The following is a 22,619-nucleotide window of genomic DNA, read 5'->3' as shown; positions in this document are numbered from 1 at the left end:
AATGATGGGCAACCCACAACCTGACGGTTCGGCCCGGTAAAACACGTCGGTTCGATAGAGCTAATCTGTCAAAACTGTCCGCGCGGCCGACAAATATGTCCTGCTGATCGGAACTGCTGTGTCATCAACCAGCCGAGCAATTGCTCGTCCGGGCGTTCTTTCCACCGCGCGAACGCCGTTTTTGGCCACCCACCAGCTACGGTGCACGCGAAGGCCCAGCCGGGGATCGATGAGCGCCGCCGCGTCCGCCAGCCGCATCAGGATCAGTGCCGAGCCGTGGAGAGTGTGCACTCGCACGTAATGATCCTCAGCTTCAAGTGCGAGTATGTCCCGGCGCAAAGCAGCCGGAAGCTTTGACACGAACTCGGGCGGGTATTCGGGAGCGGCGGCTGGCTGTTCCACGGGTGCGGCCACAGTCATCTGGTCGTCCGGAGATAGGACGCGGGCAATCAGCAGCTGGACCAGCGCCACGTACGGGAACAACCCGAGCAGTTGTACGGGACTGAACGTTCTGCCTGGTTTGACCACCCCCATGGCCCACGCCACAAAGAACGTCATGGGCACCGCGGATGCGGCTGCTACTGCGACGATCCGTGTTGCCGTTCTCCTGCCCGGCGAAGTGGACGGAAGGACTCGCCCCGCGGCAGCAGCGGCTCCAAAGCCGACGAGTGCGATGACCATCCAGAAAGGATATCGCACGGCTGGGCCGAGAGCGGTTTGCGATCCGAATGGACCCGTCACTCCAAGCAGCGCGCCAAAAGCGACGGCACTTAGCGGCCCCCGCCACTTCCCCATTATCCGCCATTCACGCATCGCCAACTGCATCGGTCTACCGGTCACGAAATTGCGGAAGCTATTCACGATTTTCCCCATTGTCGACAGGCATCACGACCCGCCAACCGGCCAGCACGAAATGTTGACATGGAGAAAGCAATGAATCGGATTATCGCTGGCGTAGCATTGGCATCTGCAGCTGTTCCGGCGGCAGCAAGCGAGGCCGTAAACATGCGTTTTGAGTGCGGCGAGTCGACCACAAAGCCAAGTCAGCCGCCTGAACTCTCGGGTTTGTGGGACGTGCTTATGGATGTGGGAGGTGTTCCCAGCTTCGGTCTTCTCTCCGTTGGAATGTCAGGTACAGAGCTGGGAGGATCGCTCGCGTTATCGGCCGGCGTGGTGGTGGTTCGCAGCCTGAAGTTCGACGGCCAGACCGTGGCGATGATTGTCGCATCAGGTGAGGGGGATGTTCGCTTCGACGGTTTTCTCACATCCGATGGGAAGCGGATGTGCGGCATCGTCAGCTACCATGGCGGTCAGAAGTTCGAGATGATAGTGCAAAAAAGGCCGGACCGGAGAAGTGGCGCACAGAGCAGCCGAGCGGGGTAAGTGGGTAGCTGGCGAGAGAAGGTCCGCAATTGGGTCGAATGCCGTCGGTCCGTCTTTGTAAAACTATGGCCTAGGCTGTGGCGCCCGGCCCAGGCTGCTTCTCGCCCTACTCCGCCGCCAGCAACTGCTCCGCGCCGCCAAGGTCGACCGAGACGAGCCGGCTGACGCCCTGTTCGATCATCGTCACGCCGAACAGCCGGTGCATGCGGCTCATTGTCACCGCATTGTGCGTGACGATCAGGTAGCGCGTCTCGGTTTCGCGCGTCATCGCGTCGAGCAGGTCGCAGAAACGCTCGATATTGGCGTCGTCCAATGGCGCGTCGACCTCATCGAGCACGCAGATCGGCGCGGGGTTGGTCAGGAACAGCCCGAAGATCAGCGCGACCGCGGTCAGCGCCTGCTCGCCGCCCGAAAGCAAGGTCAGCGTGGTCAGTTTCTTGCCGGGAGGTTGCGCCATGATCTCGAGCCCCGCCTCGAGCGGATCGTCCGAATCGACGAGTTCGAGATGCGCCTGTCCGCCGTTGAACAATGTCGTGAACAGCCGCTGGAAATGGCCGTTGACCGCCTCGAACGCAGCGAGCAGTCGCTGGCGGCCTTCGCGGTTGAGATTGCCGATCGACCCGCGCAGCCGGTTGATCGCCTGACCCAGCTCCTCGCGCTCCGCGGCGGAGGTCTGGCACTCGGCCTCGATCTCGGCCAGCTCCTGTTCGGCGACGAGGTTGACGGGACCGATGCGCTCGCGGTCGATGGTCAGCTTTTCGAGCCGCGCGGATTCATCATCCGACGCGCCGACATCGGCGCTTTCGAAGCCCACCTTCTGCGGCAGCACGGGCGGAGGGCATTCGAAGCGTTCGCCCGAGATGCGGCCCATCTCGATGCGCCGCGCTTCCTGGTTCTCCGCGCGCGCTACCGCGCCCGCGCGCTGCTCGCGTGCCTCGGCGAGCACCTCGCCCGCCTGTGCGGCAGCGCTCTCGGTCTTGCGCAGCTCGCCTTCCGCCTCGCGCTCGGCGGTGGCAAGCGCGAGCGCTTCGGTCGAAAGCCTTTCGCTCTCGACCTCGAGCGCGCCGATCCTGCGGTCGAGCGCGGCGGGCGCATCGGCCAGCGTTTGCGTCTCCTTTTCGGCGGCCTCGGCGCGCTTCGCCAGATCCTCGACGCGCTTGGCGGCCTCACCCGCGCGGGCGCGCCAGCCCTTGGCTTCGGCGAGCGACGCCGCATGGCGTTCACGATCGGCGGCAATGCTGCGGTCGAGCGTCGCATTCTCGGCCTTGAGCTGCGCGACCTTGGCGCGCGCGGTCTCGTTGCCTGACTGGAGCGACGCGACGAGCGCAGCGGTCGCGCTGCCGTCGGGCAGCGCCGAGACCGAGGCCTCTGCGGATTGCCGCTCGGAGGCAGCCTCGCCGCGTTCGGCGTCGGCGCGCGCGATGCGCTCGGCCATCTCTGCGCGGCGGGCGGCGAGCCGCTCGATCTGGCCGTTGGCCTGATCCTCTTCGCGCGCGGCGGTGCGCGATGCCTGTTCGGCGCGCGCCAGCGAGGCACGCGCGGTGTCTGCGGCGGCACGTGCGGTCTCCATTCCCGCCCTGGCGGCTTCGGCATCGCTGGCGGCACGTGCGACGGCAGCCGCGGCATCGGGAAGCTGCGTCTCGATTTCGGTCAGGCGATTGAGTCGGATGAGCCGCTCGGCCGCCGCGGCGCCGCCTTCGCGTGCGACATAGCCGTCCCAGCGGCGGAGCACGCCTTCGCGGGTAACCAGCCGCTGGCCGACCGCCAGCGCGATCCCGTCATCGGAATTGACGACCCCGATCTGCGCCAGCCTGCGCGCGATCTGAGCGGGCGCGTCGACATGATCGGCGAGGCGTTCGACGCCATCGGGCAGCGGAGGATCGTTCTTGGCGCTTTCGGCGCCCGCCCAGTAGCGGGGGCCATCCTCGCCCAGTGCGGCGTCGAGATCATCGCCGAGCGCGGCGGCAAGCGCGCGTTCATAGCCGGGCGCAGCCTTGATCCGGTCAAGCAGGCGGTTGCCGGTGCCCTGCTGTTCGACGGCACGACGCAGTGCCTTCGCTTCGCCTTCGAGCGCCGACAGTGCCGCCTGTGCGGCGGCGACCGTACTCTGCGCTGTATCGCGGCGTTCGGCGGCGGCGACGCGCTCGGCTTCGGCGCGCTCGATCGTCGCGCCTGCTTCGGCGGCTTCCTTCTCGGCCGATTGCCGGCCCGTGATCGCGGCTTCGCGTGCAGTGACGAGTGGTGCATCGTCTCCCAGCGCAGCGCTTTCGCCGGCAAGCCGCTGGCATTCGCGTTCGGCGCGGTCGAGACGCGTGCTGGCGGTGGCGAGCGCGGCCTGCGAGACGCGTGCTTCGGCCTGTTCGCTCGCCTGCGCCGCGAGTGCACGGGCGAGTTCGACCTCGGTATCGCGCGCCGCGACCTCGGCTTCGATCACCGATCGTTCGAGCGCCGGGCGACCCTTTTCAGCGTCGGCCACGCGCCGATCGAGCGTCCTGGCTTCCTCACCCAGCCGCGCCAGCGCCTCGGCGGCGTCCTTTGCCAGCGCGCCTTCGCGGTCGCGGTCTTCCGCCATGCGCGCCTGCTGCGCCGCGAGCTCGGCGATACGACGGTCGAGCGCGGCGCGCTCGGTGCGCAGCGCGGTCAACTGGTGCCCCGCCTCGCTCGCTTTTTCGCGCGCGATCTGGGCGGCGGCGCGGCGATCGGCGAGCGCTTTGGTCGTATCGGCCTGCCATGCGGCGGCGGCCCGTTGCGCCTCGGCGGCGCGCGCGACGAGCGCCTCGGCGGCTTCCGCTTCTTTCTTTGCGGCATCGGCGGCAGCGGCCGCATCGCGCCAGCGCGCATATATCAGCCGCCCCTCGGCGATCTTTATCTCGGCGGAGAGTTTGCGGTAGCGCTCAGCCTGCTTGGCCTGTCGGCGCAGATTCTGCGCGCGCACCTCCATGTCGGCGAGCAGTTCGTCGAGGCGGGTGAGGTTGGCCTCGGTCGCGCGCAGCTTCTGCTCGGCATCCTTGCGGCGGACGTGAAGCCCCGCGATACCCGCGGCCTCCTCGAGCATCTGGCGGCGCTCGGTCGGTTTGGCGGCGATGACCGCGCTGATCTTGCCCTGGCTGACCAGCGCGGGCGAATGCGCACCCGTCGCGGCATCGGCGAAGAGCAGCGCGACGTCCTTGGCGCGCACGTCGCGACCGTTGACCCGATAGGCGGAACCCGCGCCGCGCTCGATGCGGCGGACGACCTCGACATCGCCGTCATTGGCGGCACCGATCGGCCCGAGCACCGCACCAACCTCGGTCTCGGTCAGGATGGAGACCTCGGCGAAGCTGCGCGCGGGGCGGCTGGTGGTGCCTGCGAAGATCACGTCTTCCATGCCGGCGCCGCGCATCGAGCGCGCCGAGCTTTCCCCCATCACCCAGCGAATGGCTTCGAGCAGGTTGGACTTGCCGCAGCCATTGGGGCCGACGATACCCGTCAGCCCCGTTTCGATCCGAAGCTCGGCGGGGTCTACAAAGCTCTTGAACCCCGAAAGCTTGAGGCGCCTGATCTTCATGGATGCGCCCCCCCGACGCATCGGGCGCCCTTAGGCGCCCGCTGCGCGGAGCTTGGGCTCGAGCGCTTCCCAGGCGGCGGTTTCGGGCACGACCTGGCCATTGATCATGAACATCGGCGTGCCGGTCAGGCCATATTCCTCGGTGGCCTTCTTGTTCATCGCGACGAGCTTGTCGACGGCCGCCTTGTCGGCAAGGCACTGCCCCGCCTTCTGGCTGGACACGCCGCGCTGTTGGACGAACTGGTCGAGCTGGCCCGCCTGGGCGAGCGCGCCGAACTGCTGCGCGGGCGGCAGCGACTGGATCTGGCGGAAGCCCGCCTCACCCAGCGACTGGAAGCGGTTGAGCCATTCGGCCTGGTTCGCGAACATCTGGTCGGTGAGCTGGAAATAGGGGCCGGTGCCGCCGCAGCGCGAGAGCAGCGCCGCGGTCATGTCGATCGGATCGCGGACATAGTTGCGGAGCTCGAGGCTGACCGTGCCCTTGGAGATGTATTTCTCCTTGAGCGCGGGGAGGCCCTTTTCGGCGAACTCGGCGCAGTGCGAGCAGGTGAGCGAGGCATATTCGACGAGCTTCACGGGTGCGTTGGGGTTGCCCATGATGAAGCCGCCCTCGTCGGTCAGCGAAACCGTGTCGACCCAGTTCTGCCCCGCGGGCGCGGCGATTGCCGCAGCGGTCGAGGTCGCATTGGTCGTGTTGGCCGCATCCTCGCTGCCGCCGCAGGCGGCGAGCGCCAGCGTGAGGGGGAGGGCGGTAAGGCCGAAAATGCGCTTCATTGTTGCTTATGCTCCTGCAATGATCATTTCACCGCCGCATCGAGATGCGGCTTCAGCCCGGCCCAGTCCATCGCGCCCGACGCGAGCGTGCCGTTGACGAGGAATGAGGGCGTTCCCGGTATCTTTCGCTGCTGCCACGCCTCGCCCGACATGGCGACGAGCTGGTTGGTGGCGGGCTTGCTGACGAGGCACGCATTGACCTTGGCTGGCGCCATGCCGCGCGCCTGCACGAGCGCCACAAGTCCCGCGCCGCGTGCGAGTTCGGTGAGTGCCTTGTCCTGTGGCATCGCCTGCAATTTGGCGTCATTGGCTTTGCTGAATTCGATCCCCTTGGCCATCCAGCTCTGCTGTGCCGCGAAAATCGCCTCGCTATGGCCAAGGAAGCGCGCAGGGCCGTCGCAACGCGCGAGCAGTGCCGCGGCAAGGTCGAGCGGGTCGCGCACCGCGTGGCGCACCTCGATGCTCGTCTGGCCCTTGGCGACATAGTCGCGCTTGAGCGTCGCCGAGGCCTCACCGACGAAGTGCGCGCAGTGGCTGCAGGTGTAGCTCAGATATTCGACCAGCTTGGCCTTGGCGGCGGGATTGCCGACCACATAGGCGCCCGTGGGCTGGGTCGAGACGGTGGCGACCCAGTTCCGCGCGGCGGGCTGTGCGGCGACCGCGGCGACGCCGGCACCGAATAGGGCAAACGCAAGAACAATTCCGGATTTCACGATTTTTCCCCATCGAAAACAGGAACGCCCTGCGAGGCAGCGACGCCGCGCGCGAGCGATTCGAGCACGGCCTTGAGTTCGGGATCCGCGATCGTGCGCAGGCTGTCGCCCAGATCGACCGGGATCGGCTTGAGCGAAGGCGGCGCGGTGCGCTTGGGCGCGGGCTTGGGTGCCGCGCCCTGCCGGATCGCCAGCTTCCCCACCGCGGGATAGCCGAAGAAGCGGTTGACGCGCTCAATGATCTCGGGCGCGACATGCTGCATCATCGGCGCGTGCGCGCTGGTCACGCTCAGCGTCAGCACGCCATTGGCGCGCGAACCCTGCGGGAAGCGGATCGATTCGGGCGCCGATACATCGGCGTAGCGGCTGCCTACGATCTCCGCCCAGCGGCTGACCACCGCGCTCTGCACGAAACCGAATCGGCGATAGGCGGCGCGGCCGATATCGGGCAGCATCTCGGACACAGTGCGCGCGCGGCCTCCCCGCGGCCGCTCAGCGCCCGTCTGCCCCTTTTTCTGCCCACGCCTTTCGCTCATTGGTCCCTCCATGCCATAGCCGACCCATGCCAGTCGATATGCCATTGGAGGAACGGGTCGAAATCCCGGCTGTACTGCTGCGCTGGTACGACGCTTGTGCGCGCGCGCTACCCTGGCGGAGCCCTCCGGGGACGCCTGCGCCCGATCCCTATCGCGTCTGGCTGTCCGAGGTGATGCTGCAGCAGACCACGGTTGCGGCGGTGAAACCCTATTTCGAGGCGTTCACCACGCGCTGGCCCGATGTCGCCGCGCTCGCCGCGGCGGACGAGGCCGAGGTGATGAGCGCCTGGGCCGGGCTCGGCTATTATGCCCGCGCGCGCAACATGCTCGCCTGCGCGCGGGCGGTGGCGGACGAGCATGCCGGGCGCTTCCCCGACAGCGAAGCGGGACTGCGCGCGCTTCCCGGCATCGGCGCCTATACCGCGGCCGCGATCGCCGCGATCGCCTTCGGCCGCCGCGCGGTGGTGGTCGACGCCAATGTCGAGCGCGTCGTCGCACGGCTGTTCGCGGTCGAGGAGGCCCTGCCCGGTTCCAAAGATCTGCTCCACGCGCTCGCCGGCAGCATCACGCCCGCCGAGCGTGCAGGCGACTTCGCGCAGGCGATGATGGATCTGGGCGCCACGCTCTGCACGCCGCGCAATCCCGCCTGCGCGCTGTGTCCGCTCAGCCGACGCTGCGCGGCGTATGCCACCGGGGTGCCCGAGCGTTTTCCCGTCAAGGTGGCAAAGAAACCGCGCCCGCGCCGCTTCGGCACGATCTTCTGGCTCGAGCATGACCGCCATGTCCTGCTCGTGCGCCGCGAGAAGAAGGGATTGCTCGGCGGTATGCGCGCGCTGCCCACCGGGCCGTGGCAAGCCGAGGCGCCTGGGCTTGCGGAGGCGCCGCTGGCGGGCAGCTGGTGCCTTGGCGCCACCGAAGTCTCTCATGTTTTCACGCATTTCGCGCTCGATCTCGCGATCGCGCGGCTGCGGATCGAAAAAGGTTGCGCCGAAAAACTGGCCGGGGAATGGTGGCCGATAGACCGGCTCGACACCGCGGGCTTGCCCACGGTGTTCGCAAAGGCGGCGCGCAAGGTTCTGGAGGACAGGGATGGCTGACATGATGCTCGAACGGCGTGATTTTCTGCGCAGCCTCGGCGCGATCGGCGCGATCGGGGCGTTGCCGTCGGGCGCATGGGCGCGGGTCGCGGGCGACGACTGGTTCAAGGTCCAGTCCTATCTCGCCCAGCTCGTGCCCGCCAAGCTCCCCGCGCTCGCCGCCGCGATCGGGCGGAAGACCGCCGAGGCCGATTTCCTCGCCATGGGCACGCTCGGGCGTGACAGCCGGACGCCGATCGACGTCGATACGCTCTGGCGCGTCTATTCGATGACCAAGCCGATCACGGGCATGGCGGCGATGCTGCTGGTCGACGACGGCAGGCTGAAGCTTGACCAGAATATCGCCGACTTCGTCCCCGGCTTCGCCAATCCCAGGGTGCAGCTGTCTCCCGACACGCTGGATAGCCGCGCCGCCAAGGGACCAGTCACCGTCCGCCATCTGATGACGCACACCGCGGGGCTGGGCTATTCGATCGTCACCAAGGGGCCGTTGCTCCAGGAGTATCTGCGGCTTGGCCTGACGCCCGCAGCGCTCAGCCGCAGCACCAAGCTCGATGCCAGCACGCAGCCCACCGCGCCCAGCCTGAAGGAATTTGCGGATCGGTTGGCGACGCTGCCGCTCATCGCCGACCCGGGCACGAAGTACAGCTATTCAATGAGCCTCGACCTGCTCGGACGCGTCATCGAGGTCGCGTCGGGCAAGCCGTTCGACGCCTTCCTGCAGGAACGGATGTTCGATCCGCTCGGAATGAAAAGCAGCTTCTGGCGCGTTCCCGAAAGCGAGATCGGGCGCTTCGTGACCAATTACATGGTCACACCGCAGGGGCTTCAGCCCGTCGATCCCGCCGCGGCGAGCGTCTATCTCGATGCCCCCGCCTTCCCGTTCGGCGGCGCCGGGCTGGTGATGAGCGCGCGCGACTATGACCGTTTCCTCCAGATGCTGATGGGCTTTGGCGCGGTGGACGGCGTACGCGTGATGAAGCCTGAAACCGCGCGTCTCGGCATGTCCAACCTGCTGCCCGAGGGCGTGACGCTTGGCGAGGGTTTTCCGCCGGGTACCGGCTTCGGCGCGGGCGGACGCGTTGCCACGCGATCGGTTGCGGGTGGTGAGGGCGCGGGCGCCTATGGCTGGTCGGGCGCGGCGGGGACGATCGCCTGGGTCGATCCGCTGCGCGGCATCCGCGCCTGCGGCTTCGCGCAGTTCCTGCCCTTCGGCACCTTCCCCTTCCAGACCGATTTCCCCAAGACCGTCTACGCAAGCATCGCATGACCAGCCAGCACCTTCCGGGCTTCACGGGCAGCACGCTCGACCGCGCCGATCTGGTGCGGACCAATCCCGAGCAGCTCGCCGCGCTGACGAGAAGCCTCTCGGCGCGCCTGCTTGCGCTTGAGGGCATCGATCCCGTGCTCGACGAGAACGGCTTGATGGTCTGGAAGAGCCTTGCCGAAGCCGATCCCGACAGCGAGCTGATCTTTCTCGGCCTCGACGGTGGCAAGCCGCGCTTCGCCGAGGTGCGCCCCGGCCTGCCCGACGGCGCCACCCGCTCTATGGCGATCTTCCGCATGCTCGACATGATGCCACCGGGCGAGGCGGGCACCTATGCCGCGGCGCGCAGCCTGATCGACTGGCACCTGCGCCATGGCTTTTGCGCGCGCTGCGGTGCGCGTACCGACATGTTCCGCGGCGGCTGGGGCCGCAAATGCGGGGAGTGCCGCGCCGATCATTTCCCGCGCGTCGATCCCGTCGTCATCATGCTCGCCGAGTATGACGGCAAGGTGCTCGTCGGCCGCCAGCCCGTCTATCCGCCGCGGCGCTACTCCGCACTGGCGGGCTTCCTCGAACCCGGAGAATCGCTCGAGGAGGCGGTCGCGCGCGAACTGCACGAGGAAGCGGGGCTGCGCGTCGCCAACGTCCGCTATGTCGTCAGCCAGCCCTGGCCCTTCCCGTCATCGCTGATGATGGCGTGCATCGCCGAAGCCGACCGCGCCGAACTCACTATCGATTACACCGAGCTCGAGGACGCGATCTGGGTGACGCGCGAAGAGGTGCAGGCCTCGCTCGACGGCGACCCCGACGCGCCTTTCCTGCCGCCGCCGCACTATGCGATCGCGCATACGCTGTTCCGGCGGTGGCTGGAGGGAGCTGGGTAGGGACGTCCGCCAAGGCGTGGTTTTCCGGCGGTCCCCTTGCGGCGCCGGCGGCTTGATAGCTGCCGTGTGTTGCCTATGTAAGCTCTCCAACAGTCGCCAGAGGAGGCGTTCATGCAGATTGCGGTTCTGACGTTCGAGGGGTTCAATGAACTGGACTCGTTCGTCGCGGCAGCAATCCTCAACCGCATGAAGGCGCATGGCTGGGCGGCGCATATCACATCGCCGACCGAACAGGTTACGTCCATGAACGGCGTCACTGTCCAGCGTCAAAAGCCCCTCGAGTTTGCGGAAGAAGCCGATGCCGTCCTGATCGGGAGCGGGATCAGGACCCGCGACATGGCGGTCGACGCCCATCTGCTGTCCCGGATCAGGCTCGACCCGTCACGCCAGCTCATCGGCGCACAATGTTCGGGCACGCTGTTGCTCGCGAAGCTGGGCCTCATCGGCGATCTGCCTGCCTGCACCGACCTGACGACCAAGCCCTGGGTCATCGAGGCGGGCGTGAAGGTGATTGATGCTCCCTTTGTCGCGCACGGCAATGTAGCGACCGCCGGAGGCTGCCTCGCCTCACAGTATCTGGCGACATGGATGATCGCCCGCGGCGCTTCCATGCACCATGCCGAGGAAGCGATGCACTATGTCGCGCCGGTGGGCGAGAAGGCGCGCTATGTCGAGCACGCCGTGGCCGTTGTTGCACCCTTTGTCGCGCGAGAGAGCGATATCGCCGCCTAAATCCTGCCCCGGCGAACGTCAGCAATCCGGGGGCGTTCGCCGGGGTTGGAATGGCATGGAATCTCTCTGCGTCACGCCCGATTGCCGACAGGCGCGCGGCTGCGGGCTGCGACGAGCGCTATGGGGATGCCAACCAGCACGCAATGCGAGAACAGCGCGTTCGAGATGCCCCATAGCGTGTGCGGCAGAGGCATTTCGGGCCAGCGCAGCGGGCGGACGATCCAGTACATGATGATCCAGAGCAGCACGCCATAGGCGATGCCTGCCAATATCGGCCGCCGCAGCAGCACGGGGAAGCGCGGCGCCACGATCATATAGGCGCTCACCATGCACGCCATGATCGTGAAATGGACGAGCAGTCCAACGATCGCCCAGCCGGGCGTCGGTGTCGGCGCTTCGCCAAAGGGTCCGCTGGCGACGAAGCGCAGCACCCCCATGGGCGTCGCGCCCGCCATGCCCGCAAACACAAAGGCTGAAAGGATATCGAGTGTGCCGGCAATTGCCGTCGCGATGACGATGGGTCTGAGCATCGGATCCTCCCCCGTTTTTGTGGCGGAGATTCCTCCCAAGCGCCCCGTCAAGTCAAGTATGGGCATAGCGCGCGATCGCCGACACATAGCAGTGCTCCGGGCTCGACCCGGAGCCCATGTCGGAAGCGACCATGCGCTGACAAGCATGGGCTCCTGCTTTCGCAGGAGCGAGGACCTGGTATTGTTGTGCGAGTTCGTGGGGGGCGATCGGCTTCAGCCGATCTTCCGCACGCTCAGTATCTTGATCGGTTCCTTGATGTGCTGACCGATCGTGTTGGTCGACCGCCCGCCCGGCCAGGTGGGCGCGGCGAGGATGCGGCGGACCAGCGGCATGCCGCTCACCACGCGGCCAAAGGCGGCATAGCCGGGCTTGCCCGGGCCAGCGTCGAGATAGGCGGCGGGACCCACGGTGATGAAGAAGTCGCCCATCGCGCTGCCCGGTGCGTTGCGCGCCATCGAGATCGTGCCGTCGACATGCTTGATACCCGTCTGGCGGGTGGACTCATGATCGATCGGCCAGCGCGCCTTGCGCACCTTGCTGTCGATCCCGCCCTGCACGAGGCCACGCTTCGGGTCGCTCTTGTTCCGCGCGGCGCGGTAGAAGCTGGTATTGTCGAAGCGCTTTTCCTCGGCATAGGCGAGGAAGTTCTTCGATGTGATCGGCGCGCGTTTCAGGTCGAGCTCGACGACGATCGGGCCGATGCTGGTGTCGATACGGACGCGTGCCGTCGCCTGCGCGGACGCCGCCGAAGGCAGCGCCGCCAAGGCAAGCAGCAATCCGATCAGCCAACGCATCAGGCGAGGGCGGCGTCAGTTGTCGTGGATTTCACGGTCGATCATGCCCCCGGCATGATCTGTGAGCTGCCGGGGGCAGCTCACACCGCGTAATCCACAACAACTCCCATCAGGTCGGGGAAGAAGCCCTCATGCGCTTTGCGCAGCGCGTCGAGCGAGACTTCGTCGCCGTTCAGGATGCTGACCGCCTGGCCGCCGGTCTCGCCGATCGGGAGCGCGGGGATGCCCAGTGCGTTGGCCGCGGCGCAAAGCGCGGGGGCATCGCCGGTGGTGACGAGATAGCGGCCCTGATCCTCGCCGAAGAGCCAGCCGGTCGGCGCGACACCTTCGGGCAGGCCGATCTCGGCGCCCATGTTGCCCGCGAGCGCCATCTCGGCGACCGTGACGAGCAGGCCCCCGTCCGAGATGTCGTGGACCGCGCTGACCTTGCCCGCCAGCACCTGCTCACGCACGAAGTCGCCGGTCTTGCGTTCGGCCGCCAGGTCGACGGGCGGGGGCACGCCGTCCTCGCGGCCATGAACCTCGCGCAGCCAGATCGACTGGCCGAGATGGCCTTCGGTCTTGCCGATCAGGACGATCGCCTCGTCCTCGGCCTTGAAGGCGATGGTGGTCATCGCGTCGACGTCCTGCAACAGGCCGATGCCGCCGATCGCGGGGGTGGGCAGGATCGCGCTACCGCCGCCGGTCGCCTTGGACTCGTTGTAGAGCGAGACGTTGCCCGAGACGATCGGGAAGTCGAGGGCACGGCACGCATCGCCCATGCCTTCGAGGCAACCCGTGAACTGCGCCATGATCTCGGGGCGCTGGGGGTTGGCGAAGTTGAGGCAGTTGGTGACCGCGAGCGGCGTCGCGCCGACCGCGGAGATGTTGCGCCAGCACTCCGCGATCGCCTGCTTGCCGCCCTCATAGGGGTCCGCATAGCAATAGCGCGGCGTGCAATCGGTCGAGATCGCGATGCCCTTTTGCGAGCCGTGGACGCGCACGACCGCAGCGTCGCCGCCCGGACGCTGGACGGTGTCGGCGCCGACCATGTGATCGTACTGCTCCCAGATCCAGCGGCGCGAGGCGATGTCCGACGAGCCCATGAGCCTGACAAGATCGGCGGTGATATCGGCGCTCTCGGGTACGTCGCCCAAGGGCTTCACGGCCGACCATGCCTTGTATTCCTCGCGCGGCATTGCGGGGCGGTCGTAGAGGGGCGCGTCGTCGGCGAGCGGGGCGAGCGGGATGTCGCAGACGGTCTCGCCATTGTGGACGAGCACCATATGGCCGGTGTCGGTGACATGACCGATGACCGCGAAATCGAGCTCCCATTTGCGGAAGATCGCTTCGGCAAAGTCCTCGCGGCCGGGCTTGAGCACCATAAGCATGCGCTCCTGGCTTTCCGAGAGCATCATCTCGTACGCGGTCATGCCGGTTTCGCGCTGCGGCACCTTGTTCATGTCGAGCTCGATGCCGACGCCGCCCTTGCTGGCCATCTCGACCGAGGACGAGGTGAGGCCCGCGGCGCCCATGTCCTGGATCGCGACGATGGCGTCCGAGGCCATGAGTTCGAGGCATGCCTCGATCAGCAGCTTTTCGGTGAAGGGATCGCCGACCTGGACGGTGGGGCGCTTCTCCTCGGTGTCCTCGCCGAAGTCAGCCGAGGCCATGGTGGCGCCGTGGATGCCGTCGCGGCCCGTCTTGGAGCCGACATAGACGATCGGATTGCCGACGCCCGAGGCTGCCGAATAGAAGATCTTGTCGGTGTCGGCGACGCCGACCGTCATCGCGTTGACTAGGATGTTGCCGTCATAGGCGGGGTGGAAATTGACCTCGCCGCCCACTGTGGGGACGCCGACGCAGTTGCCGTAGCCGCCGATGCCGTGGACGACGCCCGAGATCAGGTGGCGCATCTTGGGGTGATCGGGGCGGCCGAAGCGCAGCGCGTTCATGTTGGCGACGGGGCGAGCACCCATGGTGAAGACGTCGCGCAGGATGCCGCCCACGCCCGTCGCCGCGCCCTGATAGGGCTCGATGTACGAGGGGTGGTTGTGGCTCTCCATCTTGAAGATCGCGGCCTGGCCGTCACCGATATCGACCACGCCCGCATTCTCGCCGGGGCCGCAGATCACCTGCGGGCCTTCGGTCGGCAGCTTCTTCAGGTGGATGCGCGAGGACTTGTACGAGCAGTGCTCGGACCACATCACCGAGAAGATGCCCAGCTCGGTGAGGTTGGGCTCGCGACCCAGCGCGTGGAGCACGCGCTCATATTCCTCGGGGGACAGGCCGTGCTCGGCGACGATCTCGGGGGTGATTCCAGACATGGCCGAGCCCCTAGCGCCAGTGCCACGGAATGTCAGCATCAAATGCTCCGTACGCCGCGCGCGGCTTGCGCTTGTCATGATGCGGTCCGATGCTCTCGCCACAACGACTCGGCCGGGGGGCGAAGCAGGAGAGAGCCATGAGCGTTTCACCGATTCCGGAAGGTTATGCGAGCGTCACGCCCTATCTGACGCTCGACGACGCCAGCGCGGCGATCGAGTTCTACAAGAAGGCGTTCGGTGCGACCGAGGTGTTCCGCATGCCGATGGGCGACAAGATCGCGCATGCCGAGATCAAGATCGGCAATTCGCACGTCATGCTGTCCGACGAATGGCCCGACATGGACACTCTGAGCCCCAAGACGCGCGGCGGGGCGACGTCGAGCCTGATGATCTATCTCGATGGTGTCGATGCGGCCTATGATCGCGCGATCGCTGCGGGCGCGACGGCCGAGCGGCCACCCGAGGATCAGTTCTGGGGCGATCGCATGGGCACGCTGGTCGACCCCTTCGGCCATCGCTGGTCGATCGCCACGCATGTCGAGGATGTCAGCCCTGAGGAAATGGGCCGTCGCATGGCTGAGATGGCGCACGCCTGAGCCGCCAAAGGAAAAGGGCCGGACGGATCGCTCCGCCGGCCCTTTTGAGTGCTGGATGTAAGGAGCCTGGCCCGATCAGGCCTTGCAGCTCTGGCTGCCCTTGCCGGGGAGCGTGAGCGTGATGCTCGAGCCCTTGCCCTCAAGCGAATAGCCCTCGGCGACCATCGGCTTTCCGGCTTCGTCGGCCTTGACCAGCGTCGGCGGCGCAGCCTTGTCGGTGCGGACATTCGCCGACTTGTCGCCCGACAGGAAGTCGACATAGACGATCGAATTGTCCTTGCAGCGATAGGTCTTGCTTTCCTTCACCGACGGCGGAAGCTCGACGGGCGCGGCATTGGCCAGCTCGGCCGCCATGTCGTCCTGGGGGCCGCCACCCGTGATGGTTTCGGGCTCGGTGCTGCATGCGGCCAGCGCGAGAAGCGCCGAGGCCGCGGCGATGGGGAGAATGGAGTGCATCTTCATATCGGTCGCGACGCATTGCGCGTGTGAACGCCCGCGTCAAGCATGGTTGCGTTACAAACTGAAAATAAACCGTATCTTATCGCCGGTCGGGGTACAAAAGCGCGTGGATTTCGATCAATCATGAAACTCGCTCGCCTCGGGAATCCGGCCAAAGGCGATTCGCGTGCCGACGCGATCGACGCGGCCGCCGTTCATCGGCCCGACGCTGACCGCATGGCGCCCGAACTTCTCGTTGATCCTGTCCATCGCGCGGCTGAGCGCGAGCGTGCGCGTCTCGCGCGCCAGCGGATCGTTCGGATCGAGCGCCGCAAAGAGCGAATCCTGCTCGCCCTGGACGGATTCGATCTCGGCGAGCGTGACCCCGATCATCCGCAGCCGGAAGCCGCCGGCGCGCACGCGACCCGCCGCCGCGAGCTGCGGCCAAAGCGCATCGAGCGCGGCGAGGATCGCGAAACTGTCCTGCGTGGCGCCGAGCTTGCGGCTGATCCGGATCGTGCTCTTGTCATCCTCGAAGCGCGCATGGAGCACAAGCAAGCGGCTGCGATAGCCGTTGCGCCGCAGCCGGCTCGCGGCCTTCAGGGCCAGCCGCCGCGCAGTGAGACGGGCGGGCTCGAGTCCGCGGCTTGACGGCGAGAGGACGTGACTGTGCCCGATTGTGCGGTGCTGCGTTGGCTTGTGGGGGAGGTCGACACCGTGAAGCGCATACCAGAGCCGGTCGCCATTGACGCCGCCCCAGGCGCTGCCCGCGTCGCGCGGGCGCCGCGCGCAGAGCTGCGCGATGTCGTTGATGCCGTGCTGCGCGAGGTGCCTCTCCATCTTTGCCCCGATCCCCGCGATCGCGCGCAGCGGCAGCGCGAACAGCCGCTGGGGCAATTGCTCGGCGGTAAGGATGGTGAGCCCGTCGGGCTTGACCATGTCCGAGGCGAGCTTGGCGAGGAGGCGATTGGGCGCGATCCCGATCGAGGAGGTGAGGCATTCGCCGATATTGGCGCGGATGCCCGCCTTGATCCGGAGCGCGAGGTGTCGCGCGGCATCGGCGCTGTTCTCATTGTCGAGCAGGCGGCAGGCGACCTCGTCGATCGAGCAGACCTGCGTGACGGGCACATGCTTCCAAACCTCTGCGACGATCGCGTCGTGGAACTCGACATAGCGTTTGTGTTCGGGTGCGACGATCAGCAGCTCGCGGCACTTGCGCTTCGCCTCCCAGACGGGCGTGCCCGTCGAGATGCCGTATTTCTTGGCCTCGTACGACGCCGCGATCGCGACGGTCGTGTCGCTCGCGACGGGTGCCACGATTACCGGGCGCCCACGCAGCTCCGGGTTCAGCTGCTGCTCGACGCTCGCGAAATAGGCGTTGAGATCGACATAGAGCCAGCGCAGCGGCCGCGGGGGAAAGGCGGGGGCGGAGTCGGGCATGGCGATGCGAACATATAGCGAACATTTGCGAGCGGCGCCACGCAAAACGGTGCCCGGCCGACGTCGGCGGCGAAAGACGCTCTCGATCCCCGCCGAACTTCGCGAACCTCGCGCATATGACCATATAAATTCGCTCCGCCGGGCGCGCGTGCAGGGCGGCCCCCGAGGATGATGACAGCGCCGGGGCGTGTAGGACAGCGCGCAGGACGCTTCCGGGAGCAACCGCAGATTTTTGCGTGGATAGAAAAACCGCCGGCGAGAGCCAGTGTCTTCGCACCTGCAACAAACACGTCACGATAACGCTGTCACATTGTAAGACCGAAGACGCGAAGGTGACGCCGGCACCGCTTAACGGGCCCCTCGAACGACATACAAAAGGGGTCCGGTTCATGTTCAAGAACAAGTATTTGTTGCTTTCCGCGTTCGCTTCCTCGATTTCGCTCATCGCACTGAGCGCCCCCGCTCTGGCTCAGGAAGCCGCTTCGCCCGGCAATGAGGCGGGCGTTGACGATGCGGATGCCATTGTCGTCACCGGGCGCGCGGGCGCGGGCGAGCGCACCAAGCTCGACACCAGCTATGCGGTGACCACTCTCTCTAACGACATGCTGCGTTCGCGCGCGCCATCGAGCGTCACCGAGACGCTGAAGTCGGTTCCCGGCTTCTGGGTCGAGGCTTCGGGCGGCGAGGGCAGCGGCAACGTCCGCGCACGCGGTATTCCCGTCGACGGCTTCGGCTCGATCAACCTGCTCGAGGACGGCCTGCCCGTCCAGCACGATCCGGCACTTGGCTACCTCAATGCCGACCAGGCGTTCCGGGTCGACGAATCGATCGAACGGATCGAGGTCGTGCGCGGCGGCCCCTCCTCGGTCTTCTATTCCAACGCGCCCGGCGGTGTCGTGAACTTCATCACGCGCAAGCCAGATGAGGAGCTGTCGGGCAATGCGCGCATACTCTATGGCCCGACCGCCGATCTCTTCCGCTTCGACGGCTGGGTGGGGACGTCGTTCGGCGATGACTGGAAAGTCGGTGTCGGCGGCTTCTACCGCAACGAGGACGGTGTCCGCGATCCCGGCTATACGGGCAACAAGGGTGGGCAGATCCGTGCCGACCTCACCAAGACCTTCAGCGACGGCCAGTTCACCTTCAGCTACAAGCACCTTGACGACAATGCCATTTTCTACACCGGCATTCCGCTGACCAAGGACAGCAAGGGTGACATTGTCGGCATTGCCGGCTTCAATCCCCATTACGACACCACCGCCAGCCGCGCGACCGCGTTCATGACGCTGCAGAGCGCGAACGGCCCAGTCTTCTTCAACAACACCGACGGCTCGAGCATCAAGCTCGACCAGTTCTCCGCGATGACCGACTGGGACTTTGCCGATGGCTGGCAGCTTTCGAACAAGACGCGCTACCGCGACAGCATCACCGTTCGCAACGGCGTCTATCCAACGTCGGTGACCACTGGAGCGGCGTTCATCAACCAGTATCGCAACCAGCTTATCGCGGCCTTCCCGACCGCGGCGAGCGTGCAGTTGCGCTACACCGACACCGGCGCCGCCTTCGACGTCGCGAACCAGAACGGCAATGGCGATGTGTTCATCAATGCCGCCCGCCCCGTCACCGTCGATGAAAGCGAGTTCCTCAACGACCTGCGGCTTGCCCACAAGTTCGAGATCGGCGGCATGACGCACGATTTCGCGGTCGGCTTCTACTATGCGCGCATCGTCGAGACCTTCAAACGCTATTCCGCGTCGACTGTGCAGGACGTCTCAGGCAATTCGCGGCTGCTCGACCTCGTCGCGCTCAACGCGGCGGGGCAGGTCGTTGGCGCGCTCACCAAGAACGGCGTGGCGCGCTATGGCTCGGAATTCGCCAACGGCTTCGGCGACCAGGATACCTTCGCATTCTACGCCTCGGACGAGTGGCAGATCACCCCGCAACTCCGCGTCGACGGCGGCATCCGTTGGGAGAAGGTGAAGACCGACGGCGCGCAGGAAGGCCAGAAGACCGTCAATCTCGGAGACGCAACCACGCTCGCGGACAATCAGGTGCTCGCGGGCAACGGCGTGTTCACGCGCTTCGACAAGAGCTTCGACAAGCTCGGCTGGACGCTCGGCGCCGACTGGCAGTTCAGCGACGTGGCGGGCGTGTTCGCGCGCTACACCTCGACCTTCCGCCTGCCGAGCGTGGGCAGCTTCATCACCAGTGCGACCGCGACGCCGCGGACGCAGGGGATCGAGATGTGGGAAGCCGGGGTCAAATATTCGACGCCGCTGCTCAGCCTCTACGCGACGGGCTTCCTGACGGACTTCGACTCCTACTCGATCGGCAACACGCGGGTCGATCCGGTGACGCAGGGCTTTGTCACCCAGACGATCTACACCGATACGCGCGCCTACGGCGTCGAACTCGAGGGCACGGTGCGGCCCGTGGAGTGGTTCGACTTCACCGTCAACGCGACCGCGCAGGACCCGACCTTCCGCAACCTGCGCTTTGACGAGCTCCAGACCGTGAACGGCGTTCCCACGCTGGTTCCGCGCGACTATAGCGGCAACCAGCTGCTGCGCGTGCCCAAGTTCGCGCTGCGCGCTACCCCCGCGGTCAACCTGTTGGGCGACCGCCTGCGCGCGCAGATGGACGTCGAATATTATTCGAAGCGCTATGCGGACGCAGCCAATACCTCGAAGCTGCCTTCCTATACCGTGGTCAACGCGAGCGTGCGCTTCGCGCTGACCGACCAGATCACGCTCTGGGCCTATGGCGACAACCTCACCAACGAGCTCGGGCTTACCGAGGGCAATCCGCGCGCGGGCGAGCTGACCAGCGGCCAGGCCAATGACCTACTGTTCATCGGGCGTCCGATTCTCGGCCGCAATGTCCGCTTCGCCGTGGACTTCAAGTTCTGATGCGCAAGGGGATTTGCGGGAGGGTCGTAATGGCCCTCCTCCTCGTCACGGCTGCCGCCCCGGCGGCGGCCGAGCCTGGCCTCGTCCTCACCGGCGAGATCACCGGCGCGGATCACCAGACCTACCGCGAGGTGCCGATCGACGTGCCCGCGGGGGTCTCGCGCATCAGCGTGATCGTCACCTATGACAAGGCGAACAAGACCGTCGTCGATCTGGGAATCCGCGATCCCGAGCGGTTCCGTGGCTGGAGCGGCGGCACGCGCGATCGCTTCACCATTGCGCCGAGCGACGCGACGCCGGGCTATCTGACGGGGGCGATCCCTGCGGGGCGCTGGACATTGCTCATGGGCGTCCCCAACGCGCGGCCCGACAGCCGCAGCGCCTATCGCGTCGAGGTCAGCTTCGATCGAGGCGCCGACCGCGCCGCGTCGGCCGCGATCGCGGATCCGCCACTCAAGGCTGAGCCAGGCTGGTACCGCGGCGACCTGCACATGCACGACGCCAACAGCGACGGCAGCTGCGCGAGCCAGACGGGAAAGCGCGTTCCCTGCCCGATCTTCCGCACCGTCGAGGCGGCGGCGAATGCCGGGCTCGATTTCGTCGCGGTGACCGATCACAACAGTGTCGCGCATTTCGGAGCGCTGCGCGAGCTGCAGCCCTGGTTCGACAAGACGCTGCTCATCCCCGGGGTGGAGATCACCACCTTTAATGGCCATGCCAACATCTTCGGCCCGGCCGAGTTCGTCGATTTTCGTAAACCCGTCGGGGACATCGAGCGCGACGTAAAAGCTGCGGGCGCGATCATGTCGCTCAACCATCCGGCGCTCCCTTCGGGCGAGCTTTGCATGGGCTGCGGCTGGACCGCCAAGGACACCGACTGGAGCGACATCACCGCGATTGAAGCGGTCAACGGCAAGCTGGTCGAAGGACCGCTTGCCGGGCTCGGCTTCTGGTATGCGCGGCTGAACGAGGGGCACCGTCTGACCGGCATCGGCGGCAGCGACAATCACGATCCGGATGCCCCCGAAGGCAAGGCGCCGATCGGGCGACCGACCACAGTCGTCCATGCTGATGCCTTGTCGCGCGAAGGGATATTGGACGCCATTCGCGCCGGCAATGTCTTCATCGACGTCGAGGGAAGCCGGACCCGGCTGCTCGAGGTCGAGGCAATGAGCGGCGGAGCCCGGGCTGCGATGGGCGGCCCGCTGAGGGTCAAGCGGAAGATCGACGTCTCAATCCGTGCGGTCGACGCGGTCGGCGGCAAGGCAGAGCTCGTCGTCAATGGGGCTGTCGACGGGCAGAGCGGGACGATCAGCGAACCGGATCAACGCCTGTCGTTCACGCTCGACAAGGCCTGCGGCTGGGCCGCGGCGAATATCCGCGACGGATCGGGAGCACTCATCCTGATCGGCAATCCGGTATATCTGGAATGCCCCTGACTCGAGGCGGCCGCCCGAGCATCAGGGCGACCGGCCGCCGCTGGCGTGCGGAGCAGGAATTGCGGAACTAGCTGTCTGGTTGCGATACATCATTGGGACATGGTAAGCAGCGCCATTGCGGATCACGCATGGCGCTTTGCTGCTCTTGCTGATGAGGTTTCGTGATGGTGCAGATACATCCTCAGGCCCGAACCACGCCCGCGGTACGGGCGGAAATTGCCCGTTCCACCGAACCTGCCACCGTGGTGGCGAAGCGCTATGGCATCAGCGACGAGACAGTCCGTAAGTGGCGCAAACGCGGAGAGCATGCGGTCCAGGATCGCTCAAGCCGGCCCAAGCGCCTTGCCTGGCGCATGAGCGAGGAAGAGCGCGCGATCATCTGCGCGGTGCGCAGGGCGACAGGCTTCGCGCTGGATGATCTCACCTTCGTGCTCCGGCACTTCCTGCCCCACCTCAATCGCGACAGCATTTACCGCGTCCTCAAGGCGGAAGGGCTCAATCGACGGCCGCTCAAGCCGACGGTGCAGCCACGCAAAGGTCAGGGGCGGTTCCAGGACTATGATCTGGGCTTCGTGCACATTGACGTCAAACATCTGCCCAAGCTGCGCACCGCAGATGGCGACATTCGCAAGCGCTTCCTTTATGTCGCGATCGATCGCTGCTCGCGGTTCGTCCATCTGGCCGTCTACGATGCCGAGAACGCCGCCAACGCGATTGCCTTCCTCAAGGCAGCCAGCAAGGCATTCCCCTTCCGCATCACCCATGTGCTGACGGACCGGGAATCCTGCTTCACCGCTGACGACTTCGAACACGCCTGCGCGAAGTACAAGATTATCCATCGCAAAACGAGACCTTACACACCCCAGACCAACGGCATGGTCGAGCGCTTCAACGGTCGCGTCGCCAGCGAAGTGCTCGGCATCAATGTCGCCGGTCACGCCGATCTCGAAACCCTGCTCGCCGGCTTCAACCGTGCCTACAACCGACGCCGACAGCGCGTCCTTCAAGGCAGCTCGCCTTGCCAGAAGGCGGGGGAACGGATCGGCTTGACCCCCACTCTCGCCAATCCCCTTTACAAGCCCGCCTCCCGCGACGACCTTATGGCGAAAGTCGATGACATCCTCTATCATGCCAATGATGTATCGCAACCAGACAGCTAGCACTACTTTGGCAGAAATGTGATTGGTTCTGGCGAGAGACTGCCGCCGCAGTGAGGGCAACAGGTCGGAGGTG

Annotated in this window: 19 protein-coding genes; 9 read left to right on the top strand and 10 right to left on the bottom strand. The window is 66.3% G+C overall.

Going from position 1 to position 22,619, the window contains the following annotated elements:
• Positions 1 to 60: 60 nt before the first annotated feature.
• Complete coding sequence (locus tag AC3WJD_RS18385) at positions 61 to 861, bottom strand: LytTR family DNA-binding domain-containing protein (RefSeq protein ID WP_492748186.1); 801 nt, start codon at positions 859 to 861, stop codon at positions 61 to 63.
• Positions 862 to 933: 72 nt separating this feature from the next.
• Between AC3WJD_RS18385 and AC3WJD_RS18380 the strand changes: the two genes are divergently transcribed.
• Positions 934 to 1,383 (top strand): hypothetical protein, encoded by a 450-nt coding sequence (locus AC3WJD_RS18380; RefSeq protein WP_492748185.1) that lies wholly within the window; start codon positions 934 to 936, stop codon positions 1,381 to 1,383.
• A gap of 106 nt (positions 1,384 to 1,489) precedes the next feature.
• On the opposite strand, the gene smc is transcribed toward AC3WJD_RS18380, so the two are convergent.
• The 4 genes from smc to AC3WJD_RS18360 are packed head-to-tail and all read right to left on the bottom strand — an operon-like array spanning position 1,490 to position 6,953.
• Positions 1,490 to 4,930, bottom strand: a complete 3,441-nt coding sequence (gene smc / locus AC3WJD_RS18375; protein WP_492748184.1) for a chromosome segregation protein SMC — start codon at positions 4,928 to 4,930, stop codon at positions 1,490 to 1,492.
• A 30-nt stretch (positions 4,931 to 4,960) separates the two neighbouring features.
• On the bottom strand, positions 4,961 to 5,704 hold the full coding sequence (locus tag AC3WJD_RS18370; protein ID WP_492748183.1) for a DsbA family protein: 744 nt from the start codon (positions 5,702 to 5,704) through the stop codon (positions 4,961 to 4,963).
• Between the two features lie 23 nt (positions 5,705 to 5,727).
• Positions 5,728 to 6,417 carry a thioredoxin domain-containing protein gene (locus tag AC3WJD_RS18365; RefSeq protein WP_492748182.1) on the bottom strand — a complete coding sequence of 230 codons (690 nt, stop codon included), beginning with the start codon at positions 6,415 to 6,417 and terminating at the stop codon, positions 5,728 to 5,730.
• A complete protein-coding gene (locus AC3WJD_RS18360; protein ID WP_492748180.1) occupies positions 6,414 to 6,953 on the bottom strand; it encodes a DUF721 domain-containing protein in 540 nt (179 codons plus the stop codon). Before AC3WJD_RS18360 ends, AC3WJD_RS18365 begins: the two co-directional genes overlap by 4 nt.
• Positions 6,954 to 6,979: 26 nt before the next feature.
• On the opposite strand from AC3WJD_RS18360, the gene mutY reads away from it, so the two are divergent.
• The 4 genes from mutY (at position 6,980) to AC3WJD_RS18340 (ending at position 10,933) form a co-directional block, all read left to right on the top strand.
• Positions 6,980 to 8,050: an A/G-specific adenine glycosylase gene (gene mutY, locus AC3WJD_RS18355; protein WP_492748178.1), complete on the top strand. Its 1,071-nt coding sequence runs from the start codon at positions 6,980 to 6,982 to the stop codon at positions 8,048 to 8,050.
• Entirely contained in the window at positions 8,043 to 9,320 is a 1,278-nt protein-coding gene (locus tag AC3WJD_RS18350) for a serine hydrolase domain-containing protein (protein ID WP_492748177.1), read from the top strand. Before mutY ends, AC3WJD_RS18350 begins: the two co-directional genes overlap by 8 nt.
• Entirely contained in the window at positions 9,317 to 10,201 is an 885-nt protein-coding gene (gene nudC, locus AC3WJD_RS18345) for an NAD(+) diphosphatase (RefSeq protein WP_492748176.1), read from the top strand. The genes AC3WJD_RS18350 and nudC overlap by 4 nt, the downstream gene beginning before the upstream one ends.
• 111 nt (positions 10,202 to 10,312) lie before the next feature.
• A complete protein-coding gene (locus AC3WJD_RS18340) occupies positions 10,313 to 10,933 on the top strand; it encodes a DJ-1/PfpI family protein (protein WP_492748175.1) in 621 nt (206 codons plus the stop codon).
• A gap of 71 nt (positions 10,934 to 11,004) precedes the next feature.
• Here AC3WJD_RS18340 and AC3WJD_RS18335 read toward each other — a convergent pair whose 3' ends face one another.
• The 3 genes from AC3WJD_RS18335 to purL form a co-directional block, all read right to left on the bottom strand.
• On the bottom strand, positions 11,005 to 11,463 hold the full coding sequence (locus AC3WJD_RS18335) for a hypothetical protein (RefSeq protein WP_492748174.1): 459 nt from the start codon (positions 11,461 to 11,463) through the stop codon (positions 11,005 to 11,007).
• Between the two features lie 213 nt (positions 11,464 to 11,676).
• A complete protein-coding gene (locus AC3WJD_RS18330) occupies positions 11,677 to 12,258 on the bottom strand; it encodes a peptidylprolyl isomerase (RefSeq protein ID WP_492748173.1) in 582 nt (193 codons plus the stop codon).
• Positions 12,259 to 12,338: 80 nt separating this feature from the next.
• Entirely contained in the window at positions 12,339 to 14,564 is a 2,226-nt protein-coding gene (gene purL, locus AC3WJD_RS18325) for a phosphoribosylformylglycinamidine synthase subunit PurL (protein WP_492748172.1), read from the bottom strand.
• A gap of 137 nt (positions 14,565 to 14,701) precedes the next feature.
• Between purL and AC3WJD_RS18320 the strand changes: the two genes are divergently transcribed.
• Complete coding sequence (locus AC3WJD_RS18320; RefSeq protein ID WP_492748171.1) at positions 14,702 to 15,160, top strand: VOC family protein; 459 nt, start codon at positions 14,702 to 14,704, stop codon at positions 15,158 to 15,160.
• A 75-nt stretch (positions 15,161 to 15,235) separates the two neighbouring features.
• On the opposite strand, the gene AC3WJD_RS18315 is transcribed toward AC3WJD_RS18320, so the two are convergent.
• Both AC3WJD_RS18315 and AC3WJD_RS18310 read right to left on the bottom strand, forming a co-directional pair.
• Positions 15,236 to 15,616, bottom strand: coding sequence for a hypothetical protein (locus AC3WJD_RS18315; RefSeq protein WP_492748170.1), 381 nt, complete (start codon positions 15,614 to 15,616; stop codon positions 15,236 to 15,238).
• Positions 15,617 to 15,736: 120 nt separating this feature from the next.
• Positions 15,737 to 17,038: a DNA polymerase Y family protein gene (locus AC3WJD_RS18310; protein WP_492748169.1), complete on the bottom strand. Its 1,302-nt coding sequence runs from the start codon at positions 17,036 to 17,038 to the stop codon at positions 15,737 to 15,739.
• A gap of 389 nt (positions 17,039 to 17,427) precedes the next feature.
• On the opposite strand from AC3WJD_RS18310, the gene AC3WJD_RS18305 reads away from it, so the two are divergent.
• The 3 genes from AC3WJD_RS18305 to AC3WJD_RS18295 all read left to right on the top strand — a co-directional run bounded on the left by AC3WJD_RS18305 (position 17,428) and on the right by AC3WJD_RS18295 (position 22,546).
• Complete coding sequence (locus AC3WJD_RS18305) at positions 17,428 to 19,947, top strand: TonB-dependent receptor (protein ID WP_492748168.1); 2,520 nt, start codon at positions 17,428 to 17,430, stop codon at positions 19,945 to 19,947.
• A 29-nt stretch (positions 19,948 to 19,976) separates the two neighbouring features.
• Positions 19,977 to 21,386 carry a CehA/McbA family metallohydrolase gene (locus AC3WJD_RS18300; protein WP_492748166.1) on the top strand — a complete coding sequence of 470 codons (1,410 nt, stop codon included), beginning with the start codon at positions 19,977 to 19,979 and terminating at the stop codon, positions 21,384 to 21,386.
• Positions 21,387 to 21,550: 164 nt separating this feature from the next.
• Positions 21,551 to 22,546, top strand: coding sequence for an IS481 family transposase (locus tag AC3WJD_RS18295; RefSeq protein ID WP_492748194.1), 996 nt, complete (start codon positions 21,551 to 21,553; stop codon positions 22,544 to 22,546).
• The last annotated feature ends 73 nt before the right edge of the window (positions 22,547 to 22,619 follow it).

This window comes from Sphingobium sp. FW306-1B-F04DB (assembly GCF_058781925.1).
The sequence above is the reverse complement of the archived record's forward strand: the minus strand, read 5'-3'. Positions and strand labels throughout refer to the sequence as shown.